Annotated in this window: 14 protein-coding genes; 7 read left to right on the top strand and 7 right to left on the bottom strand. The window is 52.8% G+C overall.

Annotated features, from left to right (window positions below; all coding sequences use genetic code 11):
- Positions 1 to 77: 77 nt before the first annotated feature.
- On the bottom strand, positions 78 to 1,199 hold the full coding sequence (gene zapE / locus AB4K05_RS00190) for a cell division protein ZapE (RefSeq protein WP_368478064.1): 1,122 nt from the start codon (positions 1,197 to 1,199) through the stop codon (positions 78 to 80).
- A 198-nt stretch (positions 1,200 to 1,397) separates the two neighbouring features.
- On the opposite strand from zapE, the gene zapG reads away from it, so the two are divergent.
- From zapG to degS, 3 genes are all read left to right on the top strand, one after another.
- Complete coding sequence (zapG, locus tag AB4K05_RS00185; RefSeq protein WP_052284013.1) at positions 1,398 to 1,796, top strand: Z-ring associated protein ZapG; 399 nt, start codon at positions 1,398 to 1,400, stop codon at positions 1,794 to 1,796.
- A gap of 138 nt (positions 1,797 to 1,934) precedes the next feature.
- The gene (gene degQ / locus AB4K05_RS00180) at positions 1,935 to 3,311 is read left to right on the top strand and encodes a serine endoprotease DegQ (protein WP_368478063.1); all 1,377 of its coding nucleotides are present in this window, start codon (positions 1,935 to 1,937) and stop codon (positions 3,309 to 3,311) included.
- An 89-nt stretch (positions 3,312 to 3,400) separates the two neighbouring features.
- Positions 3,401 to 4,465 (top strand): outer membrane-stress sensor serine endopeptidase DegS, encoded by a 1,065-nt coding sequence (gene degS, locus AB4K05_RS00175; protein ID WP_368478062.1) that lies wholly within the window; start codon positions 3,401 to 3,403, stop codon positions 4,463 to 4,465.
- Positions 4,466 to 4,520: 55 nt separating this feature from the next.
- Here degS and mdh read toward each other — a convergent pair whose 3' ends face one another.
- Positions 4,521 to 5,459: a malate dehydrogenase gene (mdh, locus tag AB4K05_RS00170; RefSeq protein WP_368478061.1), complete on the bottom strand. Its 939-nt coding sequence runs from the start codon at positions 5,457 to 5,459 to the stop codon at positions 4,521 to 4,523.
- 454 nt (positions 5,460 to 5,913) lie between these two features.
- Here mdh and argR point away from each other — a divergent pair, with 454 nt between their 5' ends.
- The 3 genes from argR to yhcN-B all read left to right on the top strand — a co-directional run bounded on the left by argR (position 5,914) and on the right by yhcN-B (position 7,399).
- Positions 5,914 to 6,384 carry a transcriptional regulator ArgR gene (gene argR / locus AB4K05_RS00165; protein ID WP_368478060.1) on the top strand — a complete coding sequence of 157 codons (471 nt, stop codon included), beginning with the start codon at positions 5,914 to 5,916 and terminating at the stop codon, positions 6,382 to 6,384.
- 373 nt (positions 6,385 to 6,757) lie between these two features.
- A complete protein-coding gene (yhcN, locus tag AB4K05_RS00160) occupies positions 6,758 to 7,021 on the top strand; it encodes a peroxide/acid stress response protein YhcN (RefSeq protein WP_368478059.1) in 264 nt (87 codons plus the stop codon).
- 111 nt (positions 7,022 to 7,132) lie between these two features.
- Positions 7,133 to 7,399 (top strand): DUF1471 family stress response protein YhcN-B, encoded by a 267-nt coding sequence (gene yhcN-B, locus AB4K05_RS00155; protein WP_368478058.1) that lies wholly within the window; start codon positions 7,133 to 7,135, stop codon positions 7,397 to 7,399.
- A gap of 54 nt (positions 7,400 to 7,453) precedes the next feature.
- Here the strand turns inward: yhcN-B and AB4K05_RS00150 are convergent, their stop codons facing one another.
- From AB4K05_RS00150 to aaeX, 5 genes are all read right to left on the bottom strand, one after another.
- Positions 7,454 to 7,729, bottom strand: a complete 276-nt coding sequence (locus AB4K05_RS00150) for a barstar family protein (protein ID WP_368478057.1) — start codon at positions 7,727 to 7,729, stop codon at positions 7,454 to 7,456.
- A 27-nt stretch (positions 7,730 to 7,756) separates the two neighbouring features.
- On the bottom strand, positions 7,757 to 9,211 hold the full coding sequence (locus AB4K05_RS00145) for an NAD-dependent succinate-semialdehyde dehydrogenase (RefSeq protein ID WP_368478056.1): 1,455 nt from the start codon (positions 9,209 to 9,211) through the stop codon (positions 7,757 to 7,759).
- 116 nt (positions 9,212 to 9,327) lie between these two features.
- Positions 9,328 to 11,295 carry a p-hydroxybenzoic acid efflux pump subunit AaeB gene (aaeB, locus tag AB4K05_RS00140; RefSeq protein WP_368478055.1) on the bottom strand — a complete coding sequence of 656 codons (1,968 nt, stop codon included), beginning with the start codon at positions 11,293 to 11,295 and terminating at the stop codon, positions 9,328 to 9,330.
- A gap of 5 nt (positions 11,296 to 11,300) precedes the next feature.
- Positions 11,301 to 12,233: a p-hydroxybenzoic acid efflux pump subunit AaeA gene (aaeA, locus tag AB4K05_RS00135; RefSeq protein ID WP_368478054.1), complete on the bottom strand. Its 933-nt coding sequence runs from the start codon at positions 12,231 to 12,233 to the stop codon at positions 11,301 to 11,303.
- A 7-nt stretch (positions 12,234 to 12,240) separates the two neighbouring features.
- Positions 12,241 to 12,444, bottom strand: a complete 204-nt coding sequence (gene aaeX, locus AB4K05_RS00130; RefSeq protein ID WP_368478053.1) for a p-hydroxybenzoic acid efflux pump operon protein AaeX — start codon at positions 12,442 to 12,444, stop codon at positions 12,241 to 12,243.
- Between the two features lie 160 nt (positions 12,445 to 12,604).
- Between aaeX and aaeR the strand changes: the two genes are divergently transcribed.
- Positions 12,605 to 13,546 (top strand): HTH-type transcriptional activator AaeR, encoded by a 942-nt coding sequence (aaeR, locus tag AB4K05_RS00125; protein ID WP_368478052.1) that lies wholly within the window; start codon positions 12,605 to 12,607, stop codon positions 13,544 to 13,546.
- The last annotated feature ends 20 nt before the right edge of the window (positions 13,547 to 13,566 follow it).

Below are 13,566 nucleotides of genomic sequence, written 5' to 3'. Positions count from 1 at the left end.
TGGGTTTTTCAAGGTTTGGGGGTGTGCGGCCTAATGCCCTCACCCCGAGCCCTTCTCCTGCGGGGAGAGGGTGGCATTTATGGCATATGCGGGCGCTTCAGGTATTCTTCACTCTGCATCTCCTGCAGGCGCGACAGGCAGCGCTGGAACTCAAACTTCAGCCGCTCACCTTGATAGATACTGTACAGCTCAACCTCAGCGCTCACCACCAGCTTCACGTGGCGTTCGTAAAATTCGTCCACCAGCGCAATAAAGCGCCGTGCTTCGCTCTCCAGCATCGGCGTCATTACCGGCACGTCAAACAGCATGACCGTATGGAAGAGACGCGAAAGCGCAATATAGTCATGCTGGCTACGCGCATCGACACACAGGGTAGTAAATGAGACGGCCAGCGTTTGGTTTTCCACACCCAGCGTCGGTAGCTGCCGGTGATTAATCTCAAGCGTCGTCTGATTTTGCTGCGCCGTTCCCGCCAGCGCCAGCCACAGTCTATTCATCTGCAGGCGCGTTTCGTTATTCAGCGGCGACAGCCACAGGTGAGCCTGAGTCAGCGTGCGTAGACGGTAGTCGATGCCCGCATCGACATTCATAATATCGCAGTGCGCTTTAATGGCTTCAATCGCTGGCACAAAACGCGCCCGCTGCAGACCGTTACGATAAAGCTCATCGGGGGGAATATTGGAGGTCGCCACCAGCGTGATTCCGCGGGCAAACAGCGCTTTCATCAGACCGCCAAGCAGCATGGCATCGGTGATATCAGAAACAAAAAATTCATCGAAACACAGCACGTCCGTTTCGGCTTTGAAGCGTTCTGCAACGATCTCCAGCGGATCGCTGTGTCCCTGCAGCGCCGCCAGTTCTTCATGTACACGCAGCATAAAACGGTGGAAGTGCAGACGCTGTTTACGCGTACCCGGCAGACTTTGATAGAACATATCCATCAGCCAGGTTTTGCCTCGCCCTACGCCGCCCCACATATAAAGGCCGCGAACGGAAGTTGTGATGTTGTTTTCTTTCTTACCGAGCAGCTTACCCAAGCGCGCTTTCAATCCGCTAGCAGCAGGCTCCGCCGTTTTGGTTTGCAGCTCTTGGTAAATAGTATCAAGGCGATTTACCGCCTCGCGCTGAACATCATCGGGTTGGTGGCTGCCCTGCTCGAGGGCTTGAAGATAGCGCGATGTGGGGGACAGGCTTTGCATGATCTAATTGTTATTCCTTTGAAAACCGGTATGTCTTACTTCACGATTGACCAAAAAAAGTCCGTTCTACACTACGCGATGATGCGTCAGGATTCCACTTCTGCGGGATTAGCGGTTATAGTGGCACTATCGGGCGTAGGCATGGAGTTGCCGAAGCCGCCAAGACCCTACGGAACAACAAAATAACGGGAGATGTTCATGACCTGGGAATACGCGCTAATTGGGTTAGTTGTCGGTATCATTATCGGTGCCGTGGCCATGCGTTTTGGTAATAGCAAGTTACGCCAGCAGCAGGCGCTGCAGTACGAGCTGGAGAAAAACAAAGCCGAGCTGGAAGAGTACCGCGAAGAGTTAGTCAGCCATTTCGCTCGCAGCGCAGAATTGCTCGATAACATGGCAGACGACTACCGCCAGATTTATCAGCACATGGCGAAAAGCTCCAGCAACCTGCTGCCGGGCATGTCGCCGGAAGCCAACCCGTTCCGCAATCGTCTGGCAGAATCCGAAGCCGGTAACGACCAGGCGCCGGTTCAGATGCCGCGTGACTACTCAGACGGTGCTTCGGGTCTGCTGCGTAGCGGTGCCAAACGCGATTAATCTGCATTTCATAAATATTTCACGGGCGCAATGTCTGCGCCCGTCCTCTTCTGCTCACGCCGTCTATATTTACTTCAATAACATCAATTTTTTCGGGAAGTCATATTCTTGCATCCAGGGTCATGAGGGCCAGCAGCAATGAGCAAATCGACTTTATTGTTAAGTGCATTAGCGTTCAGCATCGGATTATCGCTTGCCGTACCGGTTTCGGTGCAGGCTTCTCTACCTACGCAAGTTCCTGGGCAAGGAGCGCTGCCGAGCCTCGCGCCGATGCTGGAGAAAGTTCTGCCTGCCGTCGTGAGCGTACAGGTTGAAGGGACGGCACCCACAAACCCGCAGGTGCCTGACGATTTGAAAAAATTCTTTGGCGACGATGGCAGCAGCGCGCCCAGTGGACCGGCACAGCAGTTTGAAGGCTTAGGCTCTGGCGTTATCATCGATGCCATTAAAGGCTATGTGCTTACCAATAACCACGTCATCAGCGATGCACAGAAGATCAGCGTGCAGCTTAACGATGGCCGTGAATTCGATGCCAAACTGATTGGCAGCGATGACCAAAGCGATATCGCCCTGCTGCAAATTCAGAAGGCCAGCCATTTAACGCAAATCGCCATCGCCGACTCTGACAAACTGCGCGTTGGTGACTTCGCCGTTGCCGTCGGTAACCCGTTTGGTTTGGGGCAAACCGTCACCTCGGGGATTGTCTCGGCGCTTGGCCGTAGCGGCCTTAACCTCGAAGGGCTGGAGAACTTTGTCCAGACCGACGCCGCGATTAACCGCGGTAACTCCGGCGGAGCACTGCTGAATCTAAACGGTGAGCTTATCGGTATTAACACCGCGATACTGGCACCGGGCGGCGGCAGCATCGGTATTGGTTTTGCTATCCCGAGCAATATGGCACAAACCCTTGCCCAGCAGCTGATTCAGTTTGGTGAAATTAAACGCGGCCTGCTTGGCATTCGTGGGATGGAAATGACGGCGGATATCGCCAAAGCCTTTAACCTCAATGTGCAACGCGGCGCCTTTGTCAGTGAAGTTCTGCCGGGCTCAGGCTCCGCCAAAGCGGGCATCAAGTCCGGGGACGTCATTACCAGCCTGAACGGCAAACCGCTCAACAGCTTCGCCGAACTGCGTTCGCGCATCGCCACCACGGAGCCAGGTTCGAAGGTCAAACTGGGCCTGCTGCGTGACGGTAAGCCGCAAGAAGTTGAGGTCACGCTGGATAAGAGCACCTCTTCTACTGCCAGCGCCCAGCTGATTATTCCGGCGCTGGAAGGCGCATCGCTAAGCGATGGTCAGGCCAAAAATGGCAGCAAAGGGGTGGTCATTTCAGAAGTTGAGAAAGGCAGCCCGGCCGCCCAAGTGGGTCTGCATAAAGACGACGTTATCATTGGCATAAACCGCCAGCCGACGACCTCAATAGCTGAACTGCGTAAGGTTCTGGAGGCTAAACCGGCGGTAATCGCGGTTAACGTGCTGCGCGGTGATGAAAGTATCTATCTGCTGATGCGTTAATCCACGCCAAACCGGACATAGCATGGAATGTATGTCCGGTTAACTCGTGGTATGCTTCGTCCAGTTTCCTTATTAACGATGCCGGTATCATGCTTGTAAAGCTCTTACGTTCGGTTGCACTCGGTTTATTGGTTGGTGGCATATTGATTGTCACTGTCCCCTCTTTGCGCCAGTGGAACCCCTTATCCTCCCAGCGCTTTAGCAGCATGGATGAAGCCCCGGCGAGTTACAACTCGGCGGTACGCCGCGCAGCCCCAGCGGTGGTGAACGTCTATAACCGCAGCTTAAACAGCAGCACCAATAGTCAACTGGAAATCAAAACGCTCGGCTCCGGGGTGATTATGGATGAGCGCGGCTACATCATTACCAACAAACACGTTATCAACGACGCCGATCAAATCATCGTCGCCCTGCAGGATGGCCGCGTGTTTGAGGCCCTTCTGGTGGGCTCCGATAGCCTGACCGACCTCGCGGTGCTCAAAATCAGCGCCACCGGTGGTCTACCGGTCATCCCGATTAATCCAAGCCGCGTACCGCACATTGGTGACGTTGTTCTGGCGATCGGTAACCCCTACAACCTTGGGCAGACCATCACTCAGGGGATTATCAGCGCCACCGGTCGTATCGGCCTGAACCCTAGCGGTCGACAGAACTTCCTGCAAACCGACGCCTCCATTAACCACGGTAACTCCGGCGGTGCATTGGTCAACTCGCTGGGTGAGCTGATGGGTATCAACACCCTCTCCTTTGATAAGAGTAACGACGGTGAAACGCCGGAGGGATTGAGCTTTGCTATCCCATTCCAGTTGGCGACCAAGATCATGGATAAGCTTATCCGCGACGGTCGCGTGATCCGCGGCTTTATTGGCATCAGCGGCCGTGAAATTGCCCCTGTTCACGCGCAGGGCGGCATTGACCCAATTCAAGGCATTGTAGTTAATGACATTTCGCCAGACGGCCCGGCAGCGCAAGCAGGGATCCAAAATAACGACGTCATCATCTCGGTGAATGGTAAACAGGCGGTTTCAGCACTGGAGACGATGGACCAAGTCGCGGAGATTCGCCCAGGTTCGGTGATTCCAGTCGTGGTGATGCGTGACGACAAAAAACTCACGATGCAGGTGACGATTCAGGAATATCCTGCGTCTAACTAACCCAGCAAAAGCAAAGGGGCCAAATGGCCCCTTTGTGACACTAAGACCTCAAGTCTTATTTATTGATAAACTCTTCACCCAGTTGGATGTCTTTTCTCAGTGTTTCCAGCATGCCTTCCAGCGCCTGCTGTTCGTAGGCACTCAGTTTGCCGATAGACCGGCGCTCTTCAACACCGTTTTTACCCAGCAGCAGCGGCTGTGAGAAGAAACGCGCATATTCGCCGTCGCCTTCAACGTAGGCACATTCGACCACGCCTTTCTCACCCTGCAGTGCACGCACTAAAGACAGGCCGAAACGCGCCGCTGCCTGGCCCATCGACAGGGTAGCTGACCCACCGCCAGCTTTCGCTTCGACCACTTCGGTACCGGCGTTCTGGATGCGTTTGGTTAAGTCATTCACTTCTTGTTCTGAGAAGCTCACACCTGGGATCTGCGACAATAAAGGCAAAATGGTGACGCCAGAATGGCCGCCAATCACAGGGACTTCAACGTCACCGCAGTTTTTGCCTTTCAGCTCCGCGACAAAGGTATTAGAGCGAATAATATCCAGCGTAGTCACGCCAAACAGTTTGTTCTTATCGTACACGCCCGCCTTTTTCAGCACTTCAGCAGCAATGGCCACCGTGGTGTTGACCGGATTGGTGATAATACCAATGCAGGCTTTCGGCGCGGTTTTCGCGATTTGTTGCACCAGATTTTTCACAATACCGGCGTTTACATTAAACAAATCAGAGCGATCCATGCCGGGTTTACGCGCAACACCCGCCGAGATCAGGACAACGTCAGCGCCGACCAGCGCAGGCGTGGCGTCTTCACCTGAGAAGCCTTTGATTTTAACATCGGTCGGAATATGGCTCAGATCGACAGCCACGCCAGGCGTGACCGGGGCGATATCATACAGAGAGAGTTCTGAACCTGAAGGAAGTTGGGTCTTTAGTAGTAGGGCGAGCGCCTGGCCAATACCACCGGCGGCACCAAGGACTGCGACTTTCATCCTAAACTCCTTATTATGGTTAATGACATTCAGGCAACAACCTGTCGTGGACCGCATAACCAACGCAGGAGAAACCTGTATTTACTCCGTTGCGGCGACCTTAATTCACAAGGTAAATAATTACAATATAATTGCTTACAGAATGCGGCTTCTCCAACAGCATTGCTGGCGCCACCGCATGACTCCCAAATAAAGGCCTATCTACGAAACCAATTTTTCATCAACTATCGATTACAATATACTCAGCACGTTGCGTAAAACAACAGCAATTTAATAACAATTCATTTACTTTTAACTTATTTAGATCCCGTGATATAGGCATGTTTCTTAGGCCTAATATTTGCTAAAATTCCGCCTTTCTTTATTTGAATTAGCCAATTCAGGCAAATTGTTTGCATAAAAATTCACCTATATGCATAATAATGTTAATTTCACCACCATACTCGGGTGACTTATGCGAAGTTCAACCAAACAAGAAGAATTAGTTAAAGCCTTTAAATCCTTACTGAAGGAAGAAAAATTTAGCTCTCAGGGCGAAATTGTTCAGGCCTTACAGGAAGATGGTTTCGACAATATCAACCAATCCAAAGTCTCTCGTATGCTGACGAAATTTGGCGCCGTACGTACGCGCAACGCCAAAATGGAGATGGTTTACTGCCTGCCGGCCGAACTGGGCGTGCCGACAACCACCAGCCCGCTGAAAAACTTGGTGCTGGATATCGATTACAACGATTCTGTCGTCGTCATTCATACCAGCCCGGGTGCGGCGCAGTTGATTGCTCGTCTACTGGACTCTTTAGGTAAAGCAGAAGGCATCCTCGGCAGCATCGCCGGCGATGACACTATCTTTACCACTCCAGCTAGAGGCTTTACCGTCAAAGATCTCTTCGAAGCGATCCAAGTTCTGTTCGAACAAGAGCTGTAATTCCCTTCCTCTCTCCTCTGGGTCCCCCAGAGGAGCTGTACTCCCCCAATCGCCACATCTTCAACTGCCGTTTCGTTAGCATTTAGTGCGATTCATTGGTCAAACATATAGATGCAGTGAATATATCCTGACTTAATCGCACAAAACATCAAATTCATCTATCTTTTTGATTTTACGCATTATTACCGAGCCACTTTGCCAAAATATGCGCTTTTTTATACGTAATTGTTCTAAAAATGACGTTTATTGACATGTAATTACACGCGAAACCATTAGTCAGGTATTAATATTTTTCGTGATTAGTGTATACTTAATTTCGTGATGAGGGTCACAAAACAAAGGCCCTCCAAAAAAATTCGACGAGGTGAGTATCATGAAAATCAAAACTACCGTTGCTGCTCTAAGTATCCTTTCCGTTATCTCGTTTGGCGCATTTGCCGCTGATTCTATCAACAGCGATCAGGCGCAAACCCGTCAGTCAATCGGCACCGTTTCTATCGGTTCTGTCGGTTCATCTCCGATGGATATGCATGAAATGCTGACTAAGAAAGCGGAAGAACAAGGTGCATCATCCTACCGCGTTATTGAAGCGCGTACCGGTGACCATTGGCACGCAACGGCTGAACTGTACAAATAAGTCAGTGTGAAGCAATACGTCGGCAGTTAATAAATTAAGTAACCCACAGCGGTCCAGGAATCACAAAGAATATCCTCTCACCGCTGAAGAATAAGGTGAGGAGTAAACACTATGAAAAGCGCAATGATTATCGCATCCCTTGGTCTGGCATCCGTACTATCCTTCGGCGCAAGCGCCGCGGTGCACCAAGTTGATGCTCAGCAGGCTCAGAACCTTCAACCAATGGGTACCATCTCTGTATCACAGATTGGTAGCGCCCCGATGGATATGCGTAGTGAATTAGCCGCAAAAGCCGAAAAAGAAGGTGCTAGCAGCTATCGCGTAATTGAGGCCCGTACCGGCGACCATTGGCACGCCACGGCTGAGCTGTACAAATAAACCCTCGTCGTCTTGTCCGACGACTTGCCCTCGCCCTTGTGCGAGGGCTTTTTTTTATCTGCGCTGAACGTTAAAACGCAGCATTCCTTCCAGCTCTTCTTCCGCCTCATCAAACAGTAGGATCAGCGCGCCATAGCGTCGGCGTAGCTTGTCATCCAGATGGATGAATTCTATTTCAAGCGGCGTTGGCATCTGCGGGCTAATGACCGCGTCCCAAAGCGCATCCAGATTGTGGATTTGTTTGCTGTCGAGGGCAAAGAATCGAGCGAACTGCCGATAAAAATCGCCCAAGTCTTCTATTTCATCAAAATCAAAAGTATAGATTTCCATCTTAGGCCCTCTCCCCATCCCACAGGACTACAGTCCCCCAATATGCAACGTTTTCACCTCAAGGTACTCTTCCAGCCCCAGCACCGAGCCCTCACGCCCTAAGCCGGATTCTTTTACGCCACCAAAAGGCCCCAGCTCAGTTGACACCGCGCACTCATTAATACCGATCATGCCGCTTTCCAGCGCCTGAGATACACGGAACACACGAGACAGATTCTGGGTATAGAAGTAAGCCGCCAAACCATATGGGGTATTATTCGCGCGATGAATAACATCAGCTTCGTCGCTAAATCGGAAACAGGCGGCCAGCGGACCAAAGGTCTCCTCCTGCGCCAACAGCATCTTTTCCTGACACTCTCCCAGCACCGTTGGCTGCCAGAAGTTGCCACCGAGTTCATGCGCCTTGCCACCAGCAAGCACCTTAGCGCCTTTCGCCACCGCGTCTTCTACGTGTTCACGCACTTTTTTCACCGCAGAAGCCTCAATCAACGGCCCGATAACGACGCCGTCATCCATCCCATTACCGACTTTTAACGCGTTTACCGCCGTGGCAAGCTTGCTGACAAAGCGTTCATAAACGCTGTCGTGGATATAAAAACGGTTCACGCTGACGCAAACTTGGCCCGCGTTACGGAATTTGTTGGCAATAGCGCCCTGCACCGCCGCATCGATATCAGCGTCTTCGAATACGATATAAGGCGCGTTCCCGCCAAGCTCCATGGAAACCTTCTTCATGGTTTCTGCGGCATTACGCACCAGCGTCTTCCCGACCGACGTCGAGCCGGTAAAGGAGATTTTTCGCACGTCGTGGCTTGCCATAATCGCATCGCTGATCTCTAGCGTATTGCCCGCGACCGCGTTGACAACACCATCCGGTATTCCAGCCTTCTTCGCCAGCGCCAGTAGCGCAAAAGCGCAAAGCGGCGTGTTATTGGCGGGTTTAATCACTCCGGTACAGCCCGCGGCTAGCGCTGGGCCAAGTTTGCGTGTCAACATAGCCATCGGGAAATTCCACGGCGTGATTGCCGCTACTACTCCAATCGGTTCACGCGTCGCGAGGATACGCGACCCCGGTTTAGCCGGCGGAATGATTTCACCGTTCGCCCTTTTGCCCTGTTCGGCAAACCATTGGATAAAACTCGCCGCGTAGTCAACCTCACCTTCCGCTTCTTTCAGCGGCTTGCCTTGTTCGAGAGTCATCAGCCGGGCCAGCCAACTTTTGTTTTCGATAATCAACTGATACCAGCGATAAAGCAGCTCAGATCGCGCTTTCGCGGTTTTTGCACGCCAGAGTGGAAATGCCTTAGCGGCAGCGGCTATCGCCTGTTCGGTCTCATTTTTACCAGCCTTGGCTACCTTTGCCACAACCTCCCCCGTTGCCGGGTTAAGCACGTCGAAAGTGCTATCAAGCTGGCGCCATTCGCCGTTAACCAGATACCCGGTCTGGAAAAGGTCATTATCCTGCAGTGATTGCGTGGTCATTACACCCTCCTCTGAAATGATTCTTTCTAAGTATAGGGTGGGATAGGGAATCTGGAGGACGGGGAGGAAATCTGGCGTTGTTGCGCATTCGCGCTGCAACGCCAGAATAGAACGGTTTAGCTACTGGTCAAAGCGCCCTGATATTTGTGCAACATAAGTACCAAGCGTTCAACCGGCTCCGTAACCTGAGCCGGGGCAGCCCAAGCGCGCAGCTTGTGCTGATACACCTCAAGCTCGTCCAGCAATCGCGTGAAGTAGTAGCGGCGCTTATCGTCACTGCTGGCAGAGATAACGCGGTCAGCGGTGCGGCGAAGCTGTCGGTGAAATTCAGACAAGTCATCGTTGATAGGGATTGGTGCGTCGCGCAAACGCTGATGGGCGATGATTAACGTCAGCGCCAGACGGAACTTGGCGATATCGCCGGGGAACTTATTCAACAGTAAAAAAAGCTGCTGGTAGAGACCCGGCAGATGGTTCTCTTTACGCCGCGCCATATTGGTGGTCATCGCCGAAACGGCAGCAAATACAAACTGGTTCAGCAGCACCCGTCCGGTACGCAGGCGAGAGTTATCGCGGATCAGCAAGATAACGATAAACGCCATAAAGCAACCGACAATTTGCCCCAGCGCGCTGTCGAGGAACAGGCTGAAATGGAAGGTCATCGGGTTATCTAGCACCAGAATGTTGATGGTACTTGCCAATGCGCCAAGCGAGCCAAGCCGCCGTTTTTGCACCTCAATACCGATGAAGAAACACATCACCGCTAGGCTAATGCACAAAAGCAGCATACTTTGCTGGGTCGCCGGTATGATAACCAGGAAATAGAACGCCCCAATCGGCAGGGCCGCAATGGTGCCGTAGAGGAAATCGATAGCCACCATCCGCGGGTTCGGCAGGCGCATTGCCAGTGACGTCACCACGGCAATCATCACCATCGCCCCGCTGCCGGAAGTCCAGCCGGTCCACAGCCAGAAAAGGATCCCCAGCGCACAGGAAACGGTGGTTCGCCAGAAGTTGATCATCGCGTGATGACGCTCGGCAGAATCCGGACGCACCACCACTTCGCTTTGCAGTATTTCTTCTTCGCGGGCGCTAATTTTAGCGTTGCCAATTACCCCGCGCTTGAGCAGCAGATAGCGCGTTGCCGCCCCTACCCAACTGTAGATGGTGACGGGGGTATCATGTTCGCCCGTCCACGCCAGTACCCGGCGCATACGTTTTAGCTGACGATGTACGTCCTGCACCGTCTCGACCGGTTCAGCAAACAGTTCACGATAGGCATCGGTCACGATTTCCGGACGCGAGTTTTGCATAATAAAGGTTTCGCAGGCCTGGGTAATCATGGTCAGCGAGACGGTATTGAGCGCTTTCAGACGACGGTTCGCCCGCGCCCACCGCGAGGACTCCATATTCAGATTGCTGCGCATCCCTTCCAGCGCGGCAGTACGACGCCCGAGGGCAAGCCAAGCGCGGTCCATTTCATCGCTATCACCGTGTTTGATGCACAACTGCATCAGGCGATATTGATCGATGAGTATGGCATCGAGTTCGTTATCGATCTCTTTCTTGATTGAACGCGGGGAGAACAGCAGATCGGCAACGATCGCGCAGATGATCCCCAGCACGATCTCGCTGCAGCGCTCTACGGCAAACTGCGGCGTAAGCAGTGGTTCAGTCTGGATGGTGACGACAATAATCAGCGCCGTATAGCCGGAAAGTCCCCACGCGTATGAATTCTCCACGCGGACCAGCGACGAAACCCAGGTACAAAAACCGGCCCAAATGCTGCACACCAGTAGCATCAACAGCGGGGCGCGGATCATGGTGATAATGATGGTCAGCGCGGCGATACAGCCGATAAATGTCCCGACAATACGCAGCATTCCGCGGTAGCGAATGGCACCGGCGTAGGGTTCACCGCCTGCCGCAAAGGCCGGGCCGGCAGCCACGATGGCCGCCGTCAGTACCGCCCAGCGGGGCGTTTCTAGCTGAAAGTGAAAGCCGACAAACAACGCAAGCACTACCGCACAGGCCAGTTTGACGGCGAAGCGGATATGCTGGTTGGCAATGCTGAAGATGCCCATAGCGATTAACCGAATTCACGCAGGCGCAGCGCCAGTTTCTGGAAGAAAGTCATCTGGCTGGCATCACGATCTTTTTTGCCGGTAATCACCACCGTGGCGGTTGTTCCCGCAGGCCACAGGTTGCCCTGTTCTTTATCCAGATGAATACGCACCGGCACGCGCTGAGCCAAGCGCACCCATTCAAGGTTGGAATCAACGGTCGCCATACCTTTGGTGTCGACGCTGCTGCTCGCATTGGTCACGCCTGCCGCGATGCTATCAACGGTGCCTTTTAATACATGGTTGCTACCCAGCGGAGTAACTTCAGCACGATAACCCGGACGCACGCCGTCGAGTTTCGTCTCTTCAAGATAGGCCATCACGTAGAAGGAGTGCTGCTTCACCAAGGCGACCGCCGTCGAACCACGGGTAATAAATTCCCCGGCGTAGACGTTGAGGTTGGTTACCCAGCCGTCTGCCGGTGCCCGGATCACGGTACGTTCGAGATCAAGTCGCGCTAGGTCGCGGGTGGCCTGCGCTTTTGCCATCTGGTGCAGCACCGTTTGCAGCACGTTGTTAGACTGGTCGATCTCTTCACGCGACATGGCGCTCACGCCAAGTTGGTTACGACGCCCGGCTTCACGTCTTTTTTCCTCGGACAGCGCCTGATAGTAGGAGACATCGGCTTCAGCTTCGGCTAATGCTTTCTGATAGCGGGGCTGATCAATCACAAACAGAATCTGATTTTTGGCGACCAGTTGGTTATCCTTAACCTCGACTTGGGTAATCAGACCGGATACATCCGGCGCAATCGCCACAACGTCGGCGCTAAAGCGAGCATCGCGCGTCCAAGGGGATTCGGTGTAATAGACCCAGGCGCGGAAAATCGCGATGAACGCCAGGATGACCAGTATCACCGTAATAGCGGTACGGGAGATTTTTCTTGTTAGTGTTTTCACATCTACCTCAAACGAACATACGTGATATCAAATAGAACAGGCAGCAATACAGTGCCGTGTTGAACAACGCGGGATGCCAGACAAAATCGTAGATCCCAGTTGGCGTCAGCACTCGACGCACCAACCAAAAAATGGCGAGCGATAAGAGCAGCTCAAAGAAGATCGGCGGAAAAGAGAGACCGAAAATCACAATGACAGGAAACAGGCTCATGTTGACCTTACTAGACTAGCGTGCAGATGAGATTGGAACGTTACACGCCATCCATCAAAAATGGCGGGTATTTAGTTATGCGACTAACAATATATTAGCGTAACTGTTATAGCCTTATCTACATAGTGTGATGCAAATCACTTTTAAGCCAGAGTGAACAATGGAACGATTAAAACGGATGTCGGTGTTTGCCAAAGTTGTCGAACAAGGATCCTTCACCGCCGCGGCACGTCAGCTACAAATGAGTGTTTCATCGATAAGCCAGACCGTCTCCAAACTGGAAGATGAACTCCAAGTAAAGCTACTTAATCGCAGTACACGTAGCATTGGCCTCACCGAAGCCGGGAAAATTTACTATCAAGGCTGTCGCCGAATGCTGTACGAAGTCCAAGAAGTTCATGAGCAGCTTTACGCCTTTAACAACACCCCGATTGGTACGCTGCGTATCGGTTGTTCATCAACTATGGCACAAAATGTCCTCGCTAGGATCACCGCCGATATGTTGAAAACGTACCCCGGTCTGACGGTCAATCTGGTGACAGGAATTCCCGCGCCGGACCTGATTGCCGACGGCCTAGATGTCGTGATCCGCGTCGGCGCGCTGCAGGATTCTAGCCTTTTCTCCCGTCGTCTGGGGTCGATGCCCATGGTGATCTGCGCGGCGAAAAGCTATTTGCAACATGCCGGCGTTCCCGAAAAACCCGCGGATCTGGCGAATCATTCGTGGCTGGAATACAGCGTCCGCCCGGATAACGAGTTTGAACTGATCGCCCCGGAAGGGATCTCTACGCGACTGATCCCACAAGGACGTTTTGTCACCAACGATCCCATGACCCTAACTCGTTGGCTGTCAGCCGGAGCGGGCTTGGCCTACGTGCCGCTGATGTGGGCGATCGATGAGATCAACCGTGGGGAAGTGGAAATTCTGCTGCCGCGCTACCAATCCGATCCGCGCCCGGTGTATGCGCTGTATACCGAGAAGGACAAACTGCCGCTGAAGGTGCAGGTGTGTATTAACTATCTGACGGATTATTTCGTGGAGGTCGCTCGGTTGTATCAGGGAATGCGCGGGCGCGGGGAAGAAGACCCGATGGGAAGGTAAACCACCAGCACGCTTATGCT

This window comes from Kluyvera sp. STS39-E, from assembly GCF_040932435.1.
GTDB lineage: Bacteria > Pseudomonadota > Gammaproteobacteria > Enterobacterales > Enterobacteriaceae > Kluyvera.
This window is presented reverse-complemented; position numbering and strand designations above follow the sequence as displayed.